This window comes from Actinophytocola sp. NPDC049390 (genome assembly GCF_044466355.1).
Lineage (GTDB): Bacteria > Actinomycetota > Actinomycetes > Mycobacteriales > Pseudonocardiaceae > Actinophytocola.
In genome coordinates this window covers 1,335,931-1,355,867 of sequence record NZ_JBITMQ010000001.1, presented here as the reverse complement: position 1 = coordinate 1,355,867, position 19,937 = coordinate 1,335,931, and the positions used below count along the sequence as shown (strand labels likewise).

Below are 19,937 nucleotides of genomic sequence, written 5' to 3'. Positions count from 1 at the left end.
CGGTGGGCCGGGTGCGTGCCCGGCCCACCGCGTGACCGACGCCTTCAGGGCGTCGCGCTACACCGTCATGGCGACGAGGACCCGGCGGGTGCCGGTGAAGCTGTGCCTTCCGTGCAGCGCGAGCATGTTCTCCACGATCATCACGTCACCGCGCCGCCATGGCCGCGCCAGCTCGTTCCGCTTGGCCGCCGCGCGGACCGCGTCGAGGTCGGCCACCGGGATCGGCGACCCGTCGCCGTAGGTCACCGAGTGGGGCAGGTCGGCCTCGTCCTCGTACAGGTCCAGCAGGGCCTCCCGCTCGGTGGGCGGCAGGTTCGACGGGTGCCACTGGTCGGCCTGGTTGAACCACACCGTCTCGCCGGTGTCCGGGACGGTTCGCACGCCGGGCCGGGTCGCTGCCGTGCGGAGGCCGCCGTCCTCGGTCCATTCGAACGTCATGTCCGCGTCGGCGAGGAACCGCTCCACCTCGGCACGATCGTCGGTCTCGAACGTCTGCTGCCACGACTTGCCGAGGCCGAAACCGCCGTGCAGGTGCTGGCGGTAGGTCACCCCGCGCTGGGTGAACCGCTCCCGGACCGCCGGGTCGAGCGCGGCGAGCAGCGCCCGCCCGTCGCACACCGGTGTGGCACCGCCACTGTCCGCCTCGTCCAGGCAGCAGAAGAACAGCCTGCGCGGCCACTCGCTCGCGTAGGACAGCTCGTTGTGCAGCGAGATCTCGTACTCGGGCGGGTACTCGGTCGAGGTGAAGATCCCGTCGGCCACCTTCGAACGCGGGGTGTTGCCGCCCCGGTAGCTGGTCAGCGGCTCACCGAAGCGGGCGACCACCTCGTGGAACCGCTCCGGGCTCGCGACGCCGAGGCCGCGCAGCAGCACCACCCCGGTGTCGGCGAGCACCTCGTCCACCCGCTCACGCGGGTGTTCGACCGGGCCGGTCACGTCGAACACCACCCGGGTCGTCCCGCCCTCGACCTCGCGCTCCAACACCGTCTCGCCGACAGGATGATTCGCTCCGCGCGCTTCGCTCATGCTTTCCGCACCTCCGGCGCCATCGCGGCCGCCTCCTCCTCGGTCGGCAGCTCCCGGATCCCCGGGATCACCGACGTCGCGTACACCAACACCGGCGTCAGCGCGCCGATCGACGCCGCCCACAGCACCGGCGCCACCCCGAACACGTCGGCCAGCACGCCACCGAGCAGCGCGCCGACCGGCACCATCGCCAGCGACATCGCGCGCAGGCTGGCCACCACCCGGCCCTGCATGTCGTCCGGGGTGAGCACCTGCCGCAGCGTCGTCTGGATCACCGTGCCGATCTGGGAGAACAACCCGTAGCCGAACTGCGACGCGGCCAGCAGCACGATCACCAGCCACAGGCTGCCCGCGAACCCGGACAGCGGCACCAGCAGCAGCACCGAGGTCGCGGCGCCCACGCCCCACACCACCGTGCGGCCGAGCCCGAGCCTGCGCATCACCGCGATCGACAGCCACGAGCCGACCATCGCGCCCGGCCCCGCGGCGGCGAAGATCGCCGCGACCCAGCCCGCGGGCACGTCGAGGTCGCGGACCAGGTACAGCACGTACAGGGCCTGCAGCGCGCTGTAGAAGAACCAGAACACGGCGGTCGCCACGGTGATCGTGCGCAGCACCGGGTGGCGCAGCACCCAGCTCAGGCCCGCGCCGATCGCCTTGAACGCGTTCGGCCGCGCCTGCGGGCTCGGCGGCGGCGTGTCCGGTCTGCGGACGAACATCAGCAGCACGGCGGAGGCCACGTAGGTGGCCGCGCTCACCACCAGCACCAGCGCCGAGGCGACGGCGTTGACCGCGAGCCCCGCGATGCCAGGACCGGCGAACTGCGCGGTCGACCGGCTCAGCTCCAGCTTCTGGTTGCCCTCCGCGACGAACTCGCGGCCGACCAGCGCGGGCAGGTAGGCGTGGTAGGCGGTCTCGAACATGACGCCGAGCACGCCGATCGCGAAGATCACGACCCACAGCACCTCGACGGTCAGCCACCCGGCCAGGTACAGCACCGGGATCGTCCCGAGCAGGGCGAACCGGCCGAGGTCGGTCCACACCATCGCGTGCCGGCGCCGCACCCGGTCCGCCCACACCCCGGCGAACAGGAACAGCAGGAACGGCAGCTGCGACAGCGACGACAGGATGCCCATGTCGGTGGCGGACGCGTCGAGGAGGATGACCGCGATCAGCGGCAGCACGGTCCGCGTGATCTGCGCGCCGAACATGGCGAGGGTCTGGCCGGCCCACAGCTTCACGAAGTCCGCGTGCCGCCAGAGCGTCCCGGCCGGTTCGGTCTCGGTCGGCTCAGCTGCCGTCATCGTCGGTCCCCTCTCCCAGCCGGGCCAGCGGGACGTCCGGCTCGGCGACCGCGGCGGCGAGCAGCGCGGTGTACTCGTCGACCAGGTGACGCACCGTCGCCTCGTCGAACAGGTCCGGCCGGTACTCGGCGACGCCGGTCAGCCCGTCGGGGCGCCGCCACAGGTACAGCATCAGGTCGAACTTGGCGGCGGGTTGCCCGAGCGGTTCGAACTCCATCGCCACCCCGCCGAGGTCGACCGGCAGCGCACGTCGATCGTCGGCGAGCATGAACATCGTCTGCACCAGCGGGGTCGTGCTCGGGTCGCGCGCCACGCCGAGCTCCTCGACCAGCGCCTCGAACGGCACGTCGGCGTTGGTGTACGCCTCGATGGTGCGCGGCCGCACCCGGCGCACCAACTCGCGGACGGTCGGCCCGCCCGCGGTGTCGACCCGCAGCACCAGGGTGTTGACGAAGAACCCGACGAGCGGCTCCAGCTCAGGACGTGGCCGGGTGATCATCGGCACGGCGATCGCCAGGTCGGTCTGGCCGGTGCGGCGGCGGAGCAACTCGGCATAGCAGGCGACGGTCACCATGAACAGGGTGGCGCCCTCGGCCCCGCCCAGCGTCCGCAACCGGTCGGCGACCTCGGGCGGGACACCGAACCGCAGGTGTGCTCCGGTGGCGGCGAGACGCGACGGACGTGGCCGATCGGTCGGCAGCGCGAGCACGCCGGGCATCCCCGCGAGCCGTTCCCGCCAGTACGCCAGCTGGCGGCCGCCCAGTTCCCCGGTGACCGCGGACCGCTGCCAGGCGGCGAAGTCGCCGTAGCGGACGGGCAGTTCGGGCAGCCGAGGCTCGCGGCCGTCGCGCAGCGCCGGGTACAGCTCGGCCAGCTCCGCCGACACCACCTCGACGGACGGGCCGTCGAACACCGCGTGGTGCACGGTCAGCAGCAGCTGGTGGAGCTCCGGGCCGAGCCGCACCAGCAGCATCCGCAGCGGCAGTTCCCTGGTGAGTGCGAACGGCCTCGCGCTGCGTTCCTCGAGCAGCCGCGCCCGCTCCCGTTCGCGCTCCTGTTCGCCGAGCCCGCTGAGGTCGACGACCTCCAGCGGCAGGTCCGGGTCGTCGTCGACCGCCCGGACCAGGCCGTCCGGTGTGACCGCGAACCGGGTGCGCAGCACGTCGTGCCGTTGGATCACGACGTGCAGCGCCCGTTCCAGCACGGCCGGGTCGAGCGGGCCCGTCAGCCGTCGCAGGAACTGCACGTTGTGCAGCGGCACACCCGGGCTGAGCTGGTCGAGGAACCACAGCCGCTGCTCGCCGTAGGAGGCGGGAGCCGGATCCGGCGCGGGCTCGATCGGTGGCAGCTCCCCGGATCGCAGCCTGCCCGCCACCGCGGCGGCGAGTGCCGCCACGGTCGGCTCCTCGAACACGACCGGCAGCGGCAGCGCCACCCCGAACGCCTTGCGGATCCTGGTCATCAGCTGGATCGCCAGCAGCGAGTGCCCGCCGATGGCCATGAAGTGGTCGGTGCGTCCCACCTGGTCGCGGCGCAGCAGCGTGCGGAACAGGCCGGCGATCACCTCTTCCAGCTCGCCGACGGGTGCGTCCCGGTCGATCGCGTCCCCGTCGTCCTCGGCCGCGGGCTCCGGCAACCGAGCCCGGTCGAGCTTGCCGTGCGGGGTCAACGGCAACTCGTCGAGCACGGCGGTGACCGCGGGCAGCATGTGCGCGGGCACCGCGGCGGCCGCGTGCTCTCGGACCCGTTCCGCGAGCCCCGCGGCGTCGGCACCGGTCGCGGGCACCAGGTAGGCGACCAGTCCGGTGGTGCCGTCCCGTTCGGACGCCACCACGGCGCAGTCGGCGACGTCGGGGTGGGCGGCCAGCACGGCCCGCACCTCCCCCGGCTCCACGCGGAAGCCGCGGATCTTCACCTGGTCGTCGACGCGCCCCAGGAACTCGATCGAGCCGTCCGCCAGCCGCCGCACCCGGTCGCCGGTGCGGTACAGCCGCGCACCCGGCCGTCCGCCGAACGGGTCGGGGACGAACCGGTCGGCCGTGAGCCCTGGCCTGCCGAGGTAGCCACGGGCCACCGTGTCGCCGCCGACGTACAGCTCGCCGCTGACGCCGTCGGGCACCGGCAGGCCGTGCTCGTCGAGCACGTGGGCGCGGGCGTGGGTCAGTGGCCGGCCGATCGGCGTGACCGGGCCGAGCGGGCGAGGTTCCCAGTCGGCGGGCAGCGCCAGCACGCCCACCGTGGTCTCGGTCGGCCCGTAGTGGTTGAACACGGCGACCCGGGTGCGCAGGTCGCGCACGAGGTCGGCGCCGGCCGCTTCACCGCCGAGTAGCAGCGCCCGCCGGGGCAGCAACGCGGCCGCTTCCCGGGCGCTGTCGAGCAGCGCGGTCAGGTGCGACGGGGTGAGCTTGAGGTACTCGACACCGTCCCGGGCGAGGTGCGCGGCGAGCCAGGCCGCGTCGGTGGCGTGCTCGCGCGCGACCAGGTGCAGGGTGCCGCCCTCGGTGAGCGCGCCGAAGAACGCGGTGACACCGAAGTCGTAGGTGAGCGGTTGCGGCAACGTCCACACCGGACGCTCCGGGTGGCCGAGCAGGTCGGCGAGCCCGTCGAGGTAGGCGGTCAGGTTCCGGTGGGTCACGCCGACGGCCTTCGGCCTGCCCGTCGAACCGGAGGTGTAGATCAGGTAGGCGAGCGTGTCCGGCCGCACGAGCACATCGGGGCCGGCGGCGGCCTCGGTCGCGTCCGGTGTCAGCACCGGCAGACCCGGGCGTGCGATCCGGTCGGCGTACGGTCCGGCCGCGACGACGGCGACCGCACCGGCGTCGGCGAGCTGCGCGTGCGTCCGCTCGACCGGGTGCTCGGGGTCCAGCGGCAGGTACGGCGCGCCCGCGGTGAGCACGCCGAGCACGGCCACCGCGAGGTCTGTGCTGTTGTCCACCAGTACCGCCACCGGCCGCTCCGGCCCGGCGCCCGCGGCGACGAGCCGGTGCGCGAGCGCGTGCGCCCGCCCGAGCAGCTCGCGGTGGGTGAGCCGGTTCCCCGCCGAGTCGGCCACGACCAAGGTGGTGGCCGACGCGATGCGGTCGAGGACGGTGTCGCCCGCCGGTTCCCGCGTCGTGGCGGGGGTGGCGGCGGCGAGCAGCCGCGCGTCCTCGCCGGGCAGCAACAGCGGCAGCCGGTGCAGCGGGGTGTCCGGTGCGGCGACCGCGGCCCGCAGCAGCCCGGTGAACCGGTCGGCGAGCGCGCGGGCGGTCGGTTCGTCGAACAGGTCGATGGCGTACTCGAGCCTGCCGTTCAGCTCGCCGTCCTGCGCGCCGGCCAGGTCCATGATCAGGTCGACCTTCGCGGTGCCGGTGCCGGTCTGCGCGGCCCCGATCATCGGGATCAGGTTCAGCACCACCTGGTACAGCGGGGCACGGCCGGGGTCGCGCTCCGGCGCGAGGGCGTCGACGAGCCGGTCGAACGGCACCTCCGAGTGGCGCAGCGCGGACCGCACGGTGTCGGTGGTCCTGGCCACGAGCTCGCGGAAGGTCGGGTCGCCCCCGCAGTCGGTGCGCAGCACGAGCTGGTTGACGAACATGCCGAGCAGCGGCACCACCTCCTCCCGGTCGCGGCCCGCGACCGGGCAGCCGACCACGACGTCGGGCTGCCCGGACAGCCGGTGCAGCACGGCGACGAACGCGGCGAGCAGCACCGCGTAGTCGGTGGTGCCCGCCGATCGCGCGAACCCGGTCACCGCCCGGTGGTCGTCGGCGGGCACCGTGAACCACACGTCGTCGCCGCGGTAGGTGGCACGTGGCGGGCGTGGCCGGTCGGTGGGCAGCCCGATCTCCGGCGGCAGGTCCGCGAGCCGGTCACGCCAGTAGGCCAGGTCGTCGTCGAGCTCACCGCCGTCGAGGCGACCTCGCTGCCACGCGGCGAAGTCGGCGTACTGGATGTCGAGCTCGGGCAGCTGCGCGGGCCGGTCCTCGGTGGCGGCGCGGTACAGCTCGGTCAGCTCGGACACCAGGTTCCACACCGACTGCGCGTCGAACATCGCGTGGTGCACGACGAACCCGAGCAGCCACCGCTCCCCCGGGCGCCGCATGGCCCGTGCCCGCCACAGCGGTGCCCGCGCCAGGTCGAAGGTTCTGGCGCCGTCCGCCGCGAGCAGCCGTCCCACCGCCGCCGTGACCTCGTCCTCCCGTACGGCGGTGAGGTCGGACTCGGCCAGCTCGAACGGCACCCGCTCGTGCACGAGCTGGCACACCCGGCCGTCACGCGCGGCCAGTGACGAACGCAGCGTCTCGTGCCGGTCGACCAGCAGGCGCAGCGCGAGCTCGAGCCGGTTCCGGTCGTATCCGCCGGGCATCGGGAACGGGAACGCGATGTTGTAGACCGCGACGTCGGGTGCCAGCTCGGTGGCGAACCACAGGCGTTCCTGGGCGAAGGACGCCGGCAGTTCCTCCGGGGCCGCCGGGTCGGCGGGCGCCACGGCCGGGTCCGCGGTCGGCTGCGTGGTCACGTCACTCCTCCGTCATCGCCGCGCGGAGGCTGCGCGGCCGCATGTCGGTCCACACCTCGTCCACGTGCGCGACGCACTCCTCGCGGGTGCCGGTGAACCCGGTGGCCCGCCAGCCCGCGGGGCACGGCCGGTCGCCGGGCCAGATCGAGTACTGCTCCTCGTCGTTGATCACCACGGCGAACTCGTCCGACATGGTCTCCTCCTGTTGCTCTCGATCAGGACTTCGGGCGCCGGGCGAGTTTCGGGATCGCGCCGCCGTCCTCGGCACGGTCCTTGGCGCGCAGCTGTTCGACGCGGACGGCCAGTCCCGAGACCGTCGGCTGCTCGAACAGGACGCGCATCGGCAGGCGGACGCCCACCGCCTTGCGCAGCTGGGCGATCAGCTGCACGGCCACGAGCGAGTTGCCGCCGAGGTCGAAGAAGTCGTCGTCGACCCCGACCCGCTCCACGCCGAGCATCCGGGCCCACACCCCGGCGATCGTGGCCTCCAGCTCGGTGGCCTGGACAGGCGCGTCGGCTGGGGTGTCGGTGTCGTCGTCGGCCGGTTCGGCCGCCGCCGCGTCCTCGGCGGCGATCGACTCGGTGGTGGTGTTCCGGATGCGGGCCACCAGCTCGGCGACGGTCTCGGTGTTGACGACGACCTGCGGGCCGAGGTCGGTGGCCAGGACGCGGCGCAGCGCCTCGGCGCCGTCCACGGGCCGGATCCCGCGCTCGTCGGCGGGGGCGGCCTGACCTGCCGGCGCCTGTCCGGACCCGGTGACACCGGAGGACACCGCGGCGGTGTCGACCCGGCGCAGCACGAAGTCGGCGATCGACACCAGTTCGGCGCCGGACTCGTCGAGCAGCGTCAGGTCGGCGGTGAGGACGCCGGAGTCCGCGCTGTCACCGGTGTAGCGGAGGTGGCTGACCAGCCGTTCGGGCAGCGGGCCGCGGATGGTCACCCGGCCGTAGCTCAGCGGCAGGTACGAGCCCTCGCCCCGGCCGCCGAACGAGGTGGCGACGTCGAGCAACGCGGGGTGCAGCACCCACCGGTCCAGGTCGGTGAGCGCCGCCTCGGGTGCGCGCACCTCGGCAAGCTCCTCACCGCCGCCCGCGCGGGTCTCACCGAGCGCGGCCCAGCGCGGGCCGAACGCGAGCATGCTGGTGCGCCCACCGGTCCGGAACGGGTTGTCGGCGCCGTCACCGGAGCCGTCGTCGGCGACCGGGCCGCAGCGTGTGCGCAGCGCGGCCAGGTCGACGTCCGGCGGCGCCGCCGACCGCACCCAGCGGCCCACGCCGCGCACGTGTTCGCGCCGCACGCCCGCCCGTCTGCTGGTGACGACGAACCGCGCACCGGCGTCGTCGGCCGCCAACTCGACGCGGTACTCGGCGACCGTGCCGTCCGGCACGGACAGCGGCTCGAGGAACGCCACGTCCGACAGCTCCAGCACAGCGTGCTCGTCCGGCGCGGGCAGCCAGGCGGTGAGCGCGGCTCGGGCGCAGTCCAGGTGGCCGGTTCCGGGCACCACGCCCACTCCGGCGATCCGGTGCTCGTCGAGAAGCCACAGCGCCGACGGGTCGATCGTGCCCCAGCACGCGTGCGCGCCGCGGTGCGCCAGCACCGGGTGGTCGAGGTCGCCAAGTGCGACCAGGTCCGGTTCGGCGGACGGCGCGCCGGTCTCCACGGCCATGCCGACCTCGAGCCACCCGCCCCAGTCCACCGACAGCACCCGGCAGGGCCAGCCGTGGTCGCCGCGGGCGTACGCGTCGAGGAACGCGTTGGCCGCGCAGTAGTCGACCTGGCCGAAACCACCGACGACGCCGGTCACCGACGAGCACAGCACGACGAAGTCCATCGGCAGGTCGCCGAACGCCTGCCGCAGCGCGAGCGTGCCCGCCAGCTTGGGGGCGAGCACGTCGACCGCGACCGCCCGCTCCTTCACCTCCGCCATGCCACCGCCCGGCAGGCCGGCCGCGTGCACGATGCCGTCCAGCCCACCCAGCTCGGCGACCACGCGCGCACGCACGGCCCGCAGCGCGGCGGGGTCGGTCACGTCGGCGGCCGCGACGAGCACCGTCGCGCCCGCGGCCTCCATCCGCCGGATGGCCGCGATCGCCCGGCCGGTCCGGCCCGCGGTGCCGTGGACGGCGAGGTGGCGGTCCCAGTCGGCGCGGTCCGGGAGCCCGGTGCGGGACAGCAGCACGAGCCGCGCGCGGTGCCGGTTCGCGAGGTCCTCGGCGACGGAGATGCCGACACCGCCGAGACCACCGGTGACGAGGTACCGGCCGCCGTCGCGGAGTACGCCGGAGCGGTCGCCGGTCAGCCGGACCTCTCGGTAGCCGCGGGTCCAGCGGCGTCCGCCGCGCAGTGCGATGGTGCCCCCGGTGTCCTCGCGTTCCGCGCTGTCGGGGTCCGCGCACAGTTCGACGGCGACGCGTGCCGCGTCCGCGTGGTCGGCAGGCGCGTCGATGCGGCGGACGGTCAGCCAGGGCAGTTCGAGCGGCGCCACCCTGGCGATGCCGTCGAGGGTGGCCTGTTCGGGGCGGGTCAGCTCGCCGCCGACCACGTCCTCGGTACCCGAGGACAGCACGTCGAGCCGCACCGGGCCGGGCACGTCCCGGCCTGCCAGTGCCTGCACGAGTGCGAGCAGCGAGAAGAACCCCGAGTCCTGCGCCTGCCACGCGCGGCCGAGGTCGGTGCCCGCCGGGTCCGCGTCGAGCGCGGCGGCGTGCACGATCCGCTCCGGCACACCACCGGCGATCAGCGTCTCGCACGCCGCTCGGTCGGCGAGCCGGTCCGGCGGCACCTCGGTGACCGCGGCACCGGCGGCCCGCAGCGCGGCGGCCAGCTCGGCACCACGTCTGCCGTCCGCGATCACCAGCCACTCGCCGGTCGCCATGGCAGGGCCGGACAGCGGGGCGAGCTGCTGCCAGGACGGCACGGCGAACCACTCGTCCAGCGGCAGCGGCCCACGCCGCGGCGCCGTCGTCGCGGCGGACAGCGGCGCCGCCGGGGCCGAGGAGGGCGGGTCGGGCTCGACCCAGTGGCGAACGCGCTGGTACGGGTAGGTGGGCAGTGGGACGCGCCGCCCCGGTGGGCCGAACAGGTCCGTCTGCACGCCACCGACCCACAGCTGCCCGGCAGCGGTGTAGAGGGTGGCGACCGCGCCCGCCCGCTCGTTCTGGCCGGGCAACGAGTGCACCGCGAGCGCGTCCTTCGGCAGCTGCTTGCGGGCGAGCCCGGCCAGCTGACGGCCGGGGCCGCACTCGACCAGAGCCCATGTGCCGCTCGCGAGCAGCGTCGCGACGCAGGCGCCGAACCGGACCGGGCTACGCAGGTGGCTCGCCCAGTACGCGGGGTCGGTCGCCTGCTCGTCGGTGATCCAGTCGCCGGTCACGTTCGACAGGAACCGCACGCTCGGGACCTGCCTGTCCACGGCGGCGACCGCGGCGGCGAACTCGTCCAGCACCGGGTCCATCATCGGCGAGTGGAAGGCGTGTGAGGTGCGCAGCCGCTTCCCGGACACGCCGCGCGCGGACAGCGCGTCGGCCACCTCGGCGATCCCCTCGGCCGGTCCGGCGACCACACAGGTCCCGGGCGCGTTGACGGTGGCGACGGCGACGCCGGTGCCGTCGAGCAGCGGCGCGACCGCGTCCTCGCCGAGCTGGACGGCCAGCATCTCGCCCGGCGGCATCGCCTGCATCAGCCTGCCGCGGGTCGCGACCAGCCGCAGCGCGTCCGGCAACGTGAACACCCCGGCGATGGTGGCCGCGACGTACTCGCCGACCGAGTGGCCGATCATCGCCTCGGGCGACAGGCCGCGGTCGCGCCACAACGCGGCGAGCGCGTACTCCAGCGCGAACAGCGCGGGCTGCGCGAACCGGGTCTGGCGCAGCAGCTCGTCCGCGCTTTCCCTGTCCGCCTCCGGCGGGAACACCAGGTCGCGCACGTCGGTGCCGTCGAGTTCGGGCGCCAGCAGCTCCGCGCACTCGTCGATCGCGTCGCGGAAGACCGGCTCCGACCGGTACAGCTCGGCGCCCATGCCCGCGTACTGGGCGCCCTGGCCGGTGAACAGCAGCGCCACGTCCGGCGGCACGTCGGCGATCAGGCCGGACCGCAGCCGCCGGTCGCGCAGCGCGTCGACCGCCTCCTCCGGGTCGCGGACCACGACGATCGCGCGGTGCGGGTGTGCGGTGCGGCCGGCCCGCAGCGTGTACGCGACGTCCGTGAGGTCGGCGTCGGGGTTGCGTTCGAGGTGCCCGGCGAGCCGCTCGCACGCGGCGGCCAGCGCGGTCGCGTCGTGCGCGGACACCGCGAGCAGGTGCGCGGGGTGGGTGCCCGGCCTGCGGACCGGCACGTCGGGCGCCTCCTGCAGTACCAGGTGCGCGTTCGTGCCGCCGATGCCGAACGAGCTGACCCCGGCGCGGCGCGGGGTGCCGTCGGTCTGCCACTTGGACAGCGCGGTGGTGATGTGGAACGGACTGTTCTCCAGGTCGATGGCCGGGTTGACGGTGTCGAAGTTGATCGTGGGCGGGATGAGCCGGTGCTCGAGCGCCAGCACCGCCTTGATCAGCCCGACGACTCCCGCGGCCTGGCTCAGGTGCCCGATGTTCGACTTCACCGAGCCGAGCCCGCACCACTGCCGGTCCTCGGGGTTCCCGCTACTGCCCTGGCCGTAGGCGGCGGACAGGGCGGCGACCTCGATGGGGTCGCCCAATGCCGTGCCGGTGCCGTGCGCCTCGACGTAGCCGACCGTGCGCGGGTCGATGCCCGCCACCCCGATCGCCTGCGCGACGCAGCCGACCTGGCCCGCGACACTGGGCGCGGAGAAGGCCACCTTGTCCGCGCCGTCGTTGTTGATCGCGTTGCCGAGGATCATGCCGTGCACGGTGTCGCCGTCGGCGAGCGCGTCGGAGAGCCGCTTGAGGACCACCACCCCCGCGCCGCTGCCCCACAGCGTGCCGTTGGCGCGCGCGTCGAACGGCCTGCAGTGCCCGTCCGGCGAGGTGTAGCCCTCCAGGCCCTGATAGCCGCGCCCGTGGGGCAGCTCGACGCACACCCCGCCGCCGATCGCCATGTCGCACTCGCCGTTGCGCAGCGACTCGACCGCGAGGTGCACCGCGACGAGCGAGGTGGAACAGGCCGTGTGCACGGTGAGGCTGGGGCCACGCAGGTTCAGCTTGTAGGAGACCAGCGTCGCGACGTAGTCCGGGGAGTTGCTGCTGGAGATGCCCAGGTTTCCCGCGGCCGCGTCCCACAGCGCGGCGTTGCGGGCCAGGTTGGTCCACTGGTAGTGGTCGGCGCCGGTGCCCGCGTACACGCCGACCGAGCCGGCGTGGTTGTGCGGGTCGTAACCCGCGTGTTCCAGCGCGGTGTGGGTCACCTCGAGGAACAGCCGGTGCTGCGGGTTGGTCAGGTCCGCCTCGCGGGCGGTCATGCCGAACAGGCCGGCGTCGACGTACTCCATCCGGTCCACGACGGGCGCCGCCGACACCCAGCTCGGGTCGTCCAGCTCGTCCTCGGTGACGCCGAGCGCGAGCTGCTCCTCCCGGGTGTAGAAGGTGATCGACTCGACGCCGTCGACGAGGTTGTGCCAGAACTGGTCGACGTCGTTCGCGCCGGGCACCCGCGCGGCCATACCGACGATCGCGATCGGCTCCACCCCGTCGGTGTCGATTCCCCTGTGGTTCATGAGTCGATCTCCTGTTCGGTGGCGCGGACCGCCGTGCGGGCCATGGCGCGCCTGCGGGCGCTGTCGCGGCGGGCGGACGCACGCCGCGCCGCCTCGGTGAGCTGGATGTCCTCGTCCGGGGCCGTACCATCCAGGTGTGCGGCCAGCCCGCGGACGTTCGGGAACTGGAAGAGGTCGACGACGCTGACCTGCCGGTGCAGCCGTTCCGCCAGCAGGGCCTGGACCGTCACCATCATCAGCGAGTGCCCGCCGACGTCGAAGAAGTTGTCCAGCGCGCCCACCGACGCGATGCCGATCACCTCGCACCAGATCGCGGCGACCGCGTGCTCGGTCGGTGTGGACAGCCGCGCACCGCGGTGCGCCGGAGCGGGCGCGGGTGCGGGGCCGGGTTCCGGCGGCACACACCACCGGGCGGCGGGACAGCCATCGGCGACGGACCCGGCCGGTACTCCTGGCTCGGCGGCGAGCGCCCCGACCAGCCGCTGGTAGTCGGCGAGCAGTGCGTCGATCCGGGCCGCGTCGAACAGGTCCGGGTTGTAGACCACGTCGAGACAGAACCGGCCGGCGCGCTCCACCAGGTACACCGTCACGTCGAACGGGGAGCCCGGGATGGGCACCGGCACCGTTTCGGTGCGCACGCCGGACAGCACGAGCCGCGGCTCGGCGAAGTTGAAGACGTTGAACAGCACCTGCACCAGCGGCGACCGGGACGGGTCCCTCGGCACGCCGACGTCCCGCACGATCTGTTCCAGCGGCGCCGCTGGGTGTGCGGTCACGTCGAGGAACTCGGTGCGGCACGCCAGCACCAGGTCGGCGAACCCGGCGTGCTCGTCCGTGCGCAGCCGCACCGGCACGATGTCGACGAAGAACCCGACCAGGTCGGCGAACGCCGGCTCCGCGCGGTCGGCGACGACGACGCCGACGATGTTGTCGGGCCTGCCGGTGAGCCTGCGCAGCGTCTCGCCGAACGCGGCGAGCAGCACCAGCGACGGTGTGGCACCGAGGTCGGCGGCGGCCGCGCGGACCGCGGTGTCCAGCTCCGGGGGGAACGGCGCGTTCGCGGTGCGCCCGGCGTAGGTCTGCACGGGCGGGCGGGGACGGTCCCTCGGCAGGTCGACGGTGGTGGGTGCGTCCGCGAGGTGCTCGCGCCACCAGGCCCGGTCGGCCTCGCCCGCGTCGGCGTCCCGGGTGTTGCGCCAGGCCGCGTAGTCGGCATAGCCGGCCGGGAGCGCGGGCTGAGGTTCCCCCGCGTACGCGGCGGCGAGGTCGCGGTACAGCACGGCCTGCGACCAGCCGTCGGCGACCGCGTGGTGCACCACGAACCCGAGCACGTGGTCGTCGGGGCCAAGCCGGTAGAGCACCGTCCGCCACACCGGGCCGGTCGCGAGGTCGACCGGGGTGGCGGCGTCCGCGCCCAGCCGGGCGGGCAGCTCCGCCTCGGACACGTCGACGACCGGCAGCGCCACCTCGCCGGGCGGTCCCACGTGGGCCACGGGGGTACCGCGCTCGTCGCGGACGCGCCAGCGCAGGACCTCGTGCCGGTCCGCGACCGCGCCGAGCGCGGCCCGCAGCGCGGCGACGTCGAGCGGGCCGCGCAACCGCTCGGCGAACGCGATGTTGTAGGCGGCGCTGTCCGGCGCGAGACGGTCGAGGAACCACATGCGCCGCTGGGACGGCGCGAGCGTCGGCGGGTTCCCCGTGGGCAGGTCGAGGCTCGGCAGCGGGGCGGCACACTCGACCCGCGCGGCGATCCCGGCGAGGGTGCGGCCCTCGAACACGTCCACCGCACGCAGGTCACGCCGCAGCTCGTCGCGGACCGCGGCGACCATCCGCATGGCGGCGATCGAATGCCCGCCCGAGGCGAAGAAGTCGGCGCCGGGGCCGGGACGCGTCCCGCCGAGCACCCGCTGCCAGATGGCCGCCAGGTCAACGCCACCTTCGGCCCCGCCGTCCGGGACTGGCGCGGTGGGCGTGGCGTCCGCACGCAGCCGGACCCGGTCGACCTTGCCGGTGGCCGCGTTGACCGGCAGTGCGTCCACACGGAAGACCCTGGTCGGCACCATCGCCGAGGTCAGCCGCCGCGCGCACCACTCCCGCAGGCCGTCACCGGTCAGGTGAGCGGGCCCGCCGACGAACGCGACCAGCTCGGGCCCTGCCGCCGCCGGCAGCGCCTCCACCACGACCTCGGCCACGTCCGGGTGTTCCCGCAGCACCGCCTCGACTTCGGCCAGCTCGATCCGTTGTCCGCGGATCTTCACCTGCCCGTCACGCCGCCCCAGGTAGGCGATCCGACCGTCCGGGAGTTCGCGGGCCATGTCACCGGTCCGGTAGAGCCGGGCGCCCGGCTTCCCGAACGGATCGGGCACGAACTTCTCGGCGGTCAGGCCCGGCCGGTTCAGGTACCCGAGCGCGACCCCGGTGCCGCCGATCAGCAACTCGCCCGTCTCGCCGGGCGACACCGGGACGAGGTGCTCGTCCACCACGTACGCCTGGTGTCCCGGCAGGGGCCTGCCGAGCGGCAGCGGTCCGGCCGGGGTCGGGCCGACCTCGTCGACGAGCACGATGACCGTGGTCTCGGTCGGGCCGTAGACGTGCCACACCGTTCGGTGCGGCCCGGTCCACCGGGCGGCCAGCTCCGGCTCGACCAGGTCGCCGCCGACCAGGACGGTGCGCCAGCCGGGCACCCGGCGGGGATCCAGCACCCGCAGCACGGCCGGGGTGAGCACACCCCAGTCGACGCGGTGCTCGGCGATGAACCGCTCCAGCAGCGCGGGGTCGGCCCGGTCGGCGGTGCCCGCGAGCGCGACCGTGCCGCCCGCCAGCAGCGGGGTGTACACGTCGAGGGTGAACGCGTCGAAGGCGGGCGAGGAGAAACACAGCGCGCGGGTACCGGCGTGGACGCCGGTCACCTCGGCGGCGTGGCGGGCGAACTCGACGACGTTGCGGTGGGTGGTCAGCACGCCCTTCGGCCTGCCGGTGGAGCCGGACGTGTAGATCACGTGCGCGAGGTCGCCGGGTCCGGCGGCACCCGCGACGGGCTCCTCGGACCGCTCCGGGACGGGACAGGCGGGCACCCCGGGGAACGGAGGTTCCGGTTCGTCGGTCACCACGGCCACCACGTCCGCGTCGGCGACGATGTCGGCGAGGCGCCGCCGAGGATTGCTCGGGTCGAGCGGCACGTACGCGGCGCCGGAGAGCAGCACGCCGAGCAAACCGACGACCAGCTCCGGCCGCCGGTCCAGCAGCACACCGACCGTGCGGCCCCGGCGGGCACCCACGGCCCGGAGGTCGGCGGCCAGTGCGGCGGCCCGCCCGACGAGCTCCCGATAGGTGAGCGCGCGGTCCCGCTGGGTCACCGCGACGGCGTCCGGGGTGCGCTGTGCCTGGGCGAGGACGAGGTCGCCGAGGCCGGGCCGCGCGAGCGTCACAGCGCCTCCACCGGGTCGAGGAGCTGCAGCCGCAGCTCGCTGGAGTAACGGTGGCCGTCGGCGTCGGTCAGCCAGTGGTCGCCCGTGTCGGGCAGCACCTCGGTGACGGTCACCGCGTCGGGCCGCCCGTCCCGCAGCGCGGCGCGGACCATCGCGCACAGCGAGCAGGCGAACACCGGGCTCGTCAGGTCGACGTACACGGGCTTGGTCTCGGCCGCGAGCTTGACGAACACCCGCTCGGGCAGACCGAGTGTCCGCCGCCAGCGCCGCACCGCGAGGTAGCGCTCCCGCTCGCCGGTGACCGTGCCGAGGCCCGTCTCGCCGAGCGTGGTCCGCCAGGTCTCCCGCGCGACCACGAGCCGGTCGATGGTGATCCTCGGGGTGTGCGGTGCGCCGCCGACGAGCTTGAAGCCGTCCACGGCGTGCATGGCCAGCAGCGCGGAGAACACCTCGATCAGCGGCCACGTCCGGCCGTCCGGACCGTGGGCGACCAGCCCCCCGCCCGGTTCGCGGTGCACGGTCACCGCGGTCGTCGGCAGCAGCCGTGCGGGGTCGGCGCCCGGCGCACCGGTGAAGGCGAGCTGGTGGTCGGTGGCACCGTCGAGGGTGTGCGCGACCCGGCCGGAGTAGCGCGGCCAGGTGGTCGGGTACAGCGGGCGGACGCGGTGCTGCCCGAGGTCGGCGGCGAGCGCGGCACGCAGTCGCTCCGGGTCGGGGTGCCAGCGGGTGAACACCGCGCAGTCGAACGTCGGCCATGCGGCGTGCAGCTCGCCGAGCACCACGAGGTAGTCACCGCGCTCGACCGCGGCGGCGTCGGTGGCGCACAGCTGTAGGTCCGGACTGTGCAGACGGCCAGCCGACCAGCCGGGCCGCTCGGCGGGGAACGCCGCCGCCGCGGCGGAGGCCAGCTCGGCGGCGGTGAACACGAGCGGCTCCGGCTGCTCGCCGTCGAGCCCGAACAGCGCGGCCCAGCGCCGCACGAACTCGGCGGCGACCGCGTCGACCGGCCGTTCGTCCGCCCCGAACAACGCGCCCTGGGCGAGGAACCACAGGTCGGCGAGGGACACGCCGGTGTCGGTGCCGGTCGTTTCGTCGGCGAGTTCGTCGTACAGGTCACCGAGCGCGGCGCCGTACGCCCCGGCCAGCTCCGCGGTCAGCCACCGGGCGGCCCCCAGCAGCAGGGCCAGTGGCTCGGCGAGCTCGGCGAGCAGCCTGCCGCCGAGCCCGACCGTCACGTCCCGGCGCGCCTCTGTGTAGCAGACGCCACGACCGGCGTAGGTCTGCCCCGCACGGCGCTGCGCGTCGGTACCGGTCAGCGCGGTGAACTCGGCGCCGACGGCGGCGAGCGCGGCCGCGACCCGGTCGGCGTCACCCGCCGCGTCGGCCACCGCGTCGCGGGCGGCGGCGAGCCGGTCCAGGCCGGCGAGCGCGGTCGCGCGCACCTGTTCGTCGCCGGTCGTCTCGAGCAGTGCCCGCAGCGCCACCTCGGCGTGCGGGGTCTGCGGCGGTTCGGCGGCCCAGACCAGCAGGCCCCGCGCCACCAGCCGCTCGACCAGCAGCCACCCGTCGTCCTCGCCGCGCACGTGCCCGCTGTCGACGACCGCCGCGACGACCTCGCGGGCCGGGCGGCGACCGGCGGTCAGCGCCAGCAACTCGGCCGGGGACACCGCGACCGGCGGCTGCGCGGGGCGCAGCACGCACCGGCCGTCGACGTCGACGGTGAGGTGCGGTGCGAGCGCGACCGGCAGCCAGCCACGCGTACCGGGATCGGCGGTCAGGGTCCTGGCGTACTCGGCCAGTGCCCAGTGCTCCAGCTCGACGGTCCGCGCGGCGATCACACCGGGGCCGGGCGTGAGGGTGAGCGCGGGCGCGGCCGGGTCGACGGTGGCCCACGCGGCGGGGCCGAAGAACCCGACGGTCTCGTTCTTGGCGCAGTACCGCTGCCAGTAGCGGGCCACGACCTGCTCCCGTTCGCGCTGCTTGCGCCGCGGCCCGGTGCCGCGCAGCAACCCGTCGAGCGCCATCCGGACCGAGGCGCTCTGCCAGCTCACCGCCTCACGGAAGCGGGGATCGCCCGCGATCTCGCGGCAGACGGCGGAACCCGCCATGACCGCACTGGCCAGCTGTTTGTCGAACAACTCCGTGTCACCGTCGCCCACGAGCACGGCGTCGGCGGCAGCGGCGGCGTCCGGCGCGGAGAACCGCGCGAGCCCGTCGGCGGGAAAACCGGTGCTGCGCAGCACCACGTCACGCCACACCGACCAGCCGGTGTCGCCGAGGGGCACGAGGTGGGGACTGGTCACGATCGCACCTCGAGCCAGTGCCGGACCGGGTGCAGCGGGTGGTGCGGCAGTGACACCACGCGGGTGCCTGCCGGGTCGGCGAGGGGTGAGAGGTCCACGTCGGCGCCCGCGGCCCACTCGGCGGCGAACGCGGGCACACCGTCGGCGGGCACCGGCTCCCCGGCGGCGAGCCGCCGCAGCCCGGCCACGGCCGTCGCGTGGTCCCCGCACGCCACCACGGCCCGGTGCGGTCCGGCGGCACGGCCGGTGGCGAGCGTGCGGGCCACGTCGTCGAGCCGGGGCGGGTCCGGTTCGTCGAGCCGGTCGGCGATGCGGGCCGCCAATTCGCGCAGCGCCTCGGGTGTCCTCGCGGACACGGCGAGCGGGAACGGCCCGGCGGCGGGTGGCCGCGGCGCCTCCGGCGGGGCCTGCTCGACGATCACGTGTGCGTTGGTGCCGCCGAGGCCGAACGAGCTGACCCCGGCACGCCTCGGTCCCGTGCCCGCGGGCCAGCCGACGGTCTTGACCGGCACGAAGAACGGGCTGGCCGGCAGGTTCGCCTCCGCGGCGGGCTCCTGGTGGTGCAGCGACGCGGGCAGCACGCCGTCGCGCACCGCGAGCACGGCCTTGACCAGCCCGGTGATCCCGGCGGCCGCGTCGAGGTTGCCGAGGTTGGTCTTCACCGAGCCGAGCCCGCAGGCCTCGGCGCGGGTGTCCCCGGCCGCACGGAACGCCCTGGTCAACGCCGCGACCTCGAGTGCGTCGCCGACCCGGGTGCCGCTGCCGTGTGCCTCGACCATCCCGATCGTGGCGGGGTCGATCCCCGCCCCGGCCAGTGCCTCGGTCACCACCCCGGTCTGCCCGGCCCGGCCGGGGGCGGCGAAACCGGCGCGGGCGCCGCCGTCGTTGTTCACCGCCCATCCGCACAGCACCGCGTACACCTGGTCGCCGTGCTCCAGCGCGTCGGCGAGCCGGGCGAGGACGACCACCCCGACCCCGCTGCCGAAGCCGCTGCCCTGCCCGGCGGCGTCGAACGCGCGGCAACGCCCGTCCGGCGACACGAGGCCACCGTCGGTGTGCCGGAACCGCGGCTCGGTGACGCTGACCCCGCCAGCCAGCGCGAGGTCGCACCGGAAGTCCAGCAGGCTCTGGGCCGCCGTGCACACCGCCACCAGCGAGCTGGAGCAGGCCGTCTGCACGGCGATCGCGGGCCCGGTAAGGCCGAGCCGGTAGGCCACCTGGGCGGGCAGGTAGTCCGGCGACCAGCCGGTGGCGAGACGTGCCTCCCAGTCGGCGGGCGGCTCACCGGCGGCGAGGCGGTGAAGGAAGTACCGGTTGGCGGACGCGCCCGCGAACACGCCGACCGTGCGGCGGTCCCGGACCGGGTCGACGCCGGCGTCCTGCAGCGCCACCCACGACTGCTCCAGGAAGAGCCGCTGCTGCGGGTCCATGGCGGCCGCCTCGTCGCCGGGCACGCCGAAGAAGTCGGCGTCGAAGTCGCCGACGCCCGCGAGCCTGCCGTGCCCGCGCACGAGCGCCGGGTCGGCGATCAGCTCCTCGTGCAGCCCGAGCTCGCGCAGTTCCTCGTCGGTGTGGTCGTGCATCGCGTCGGTCCCGTCGAGCAGCGCGCGCCACAGCTCGGGCACGTCCTGCGCGCCAGGGAAGCGGCCCGCCATGCCGACGACCGCGATCTCGTCCCCGGTGTAGTCCCGCATGTGGCCCCT

General features: G+C 74.8%; 8 protein-coding genes. All 8 read right to left on the bottom strand.

Annotation, left to right across the window (positions count from 1 at the left end):
- Positions 1-57: 57 nt before the first annotated feature.
- Genes ACIBVP_RS06030 through ACIBVP_RS05995 form a run of 8 tightly spaced genes read right to left on the bottom strand, consistent with a single transcriptional unit; the run spans position 58 to position 19,928 of the window.
- Entirely contained in the window at positions 58-1,026 is a 969-nt protein-coding gene (locus ACIBVP_RS06030) for a TauD/TfdA family dioxygenase (RefSeq protein ID WP_396104836.1), read from the bottom strand.
- Positions 1,023-2,330 carry an MFS transporter gene (locus ACIBVP_RS06025; RefSeq protein ID WP_396104835.1) on the bottom strand — a complete coding sequence of 436 codons (1,308 nt, stop codon included), beginning with the start codon at positions 2,328-2,330 and terminating at the stop codon, positions 1,023-1,025. Before ACIBVP_RS06025 ends, ACIBVP_RS06030 begins: the two co-directional genes overlap by 4 nt.
- Positions 2,317-6,831 (bottom strand): amino acid adenylation domain-containing protein, encoded by a 4,515-nt coding sequence (locus ACIBVP_RS06020; protein WP_396104834.1) that lies wholly within the window; start codon positions 6,829-6,831, stop codon positions 2,317-2,319. The genes ACIBVP_RS06025 and ACIBVP_RS06020 overlap by 14 nt, the downstream gene beginning before the upstream one ends.
- 1 nt (position 6,832) lies before the next feature.
- Positions 6,833-7,024 (bottom strand): MbtH family protein, encoded by a 192-nt coding sequence (locus ACIBVP_RS06015; protein ID WP_396104833.1) that lies wholly within the window; start codon positions 7,022-7,024, stop codon positions 6,833-6,835.
- Between the two features lie 22 nt (positions 7,025-7,046).
- Positions 7,047-12,503 carry an SDR family NAD(P)-dependent oxidoreductase gene (locus tag ACIBVP_RS06010; protein WP_396104832.1) on the bottom strand — a complete coding sequence of 1,819 codons (5,457 nt, stop codon included), beginning with the start codon at positions 12,501-12,503 and terminating at the stop codon, positions 7,047-7,049.
- Positions 12,500-15,931 (bottom strand): amino acid adenylation domain-containing protein, encoded by a 3,432-nt coding sequence (locus tag ACIBVP_RS06005; protein WP_396104831.1) that lies wholly within the window; start codon positions 15,929-15,931, stop codon positions 12,500-12,502. The genes ACIBVP_RS06010 and ACIBVP_RS06005 overlap by 4 nt, the downstream gene beginning before the upstream one ends.
- On the bottom strand, positions 15,928-18,234 hold the full coding sequence (locus tag ACIBVP_RS06000) for a lantibiotic dehydratase (RefSeq protein ID WP_396104830.1): 2,307 nt from the start codon (positions 18,232-18,234) through the stop codon (positions 15,928-15,930). Before ACIBVP_RS06000 ends, ACIBVP_RS06005 begins: the two co-directional genes overlap by 4 nt.
- Positions 18,231-19,928, bottom strand: coding sequence for a beta-ketoacyl synthase N-terminal-like domain-containing protein (locus ACIBVP_RS05995; protein WP_396104829.1), 1,698 nt, complete (start codon positions 19,926-19,928; stop codon positions 18,231-18,233). The genes ACIBVP_RS06000 and ACIBVP_RS05995 overlap by 4 nt, the downstream gene beginning before the upstream one ends.
- Between the last annotated feature and the right edge of the window lie 9 nt (positions 19,929-19,937).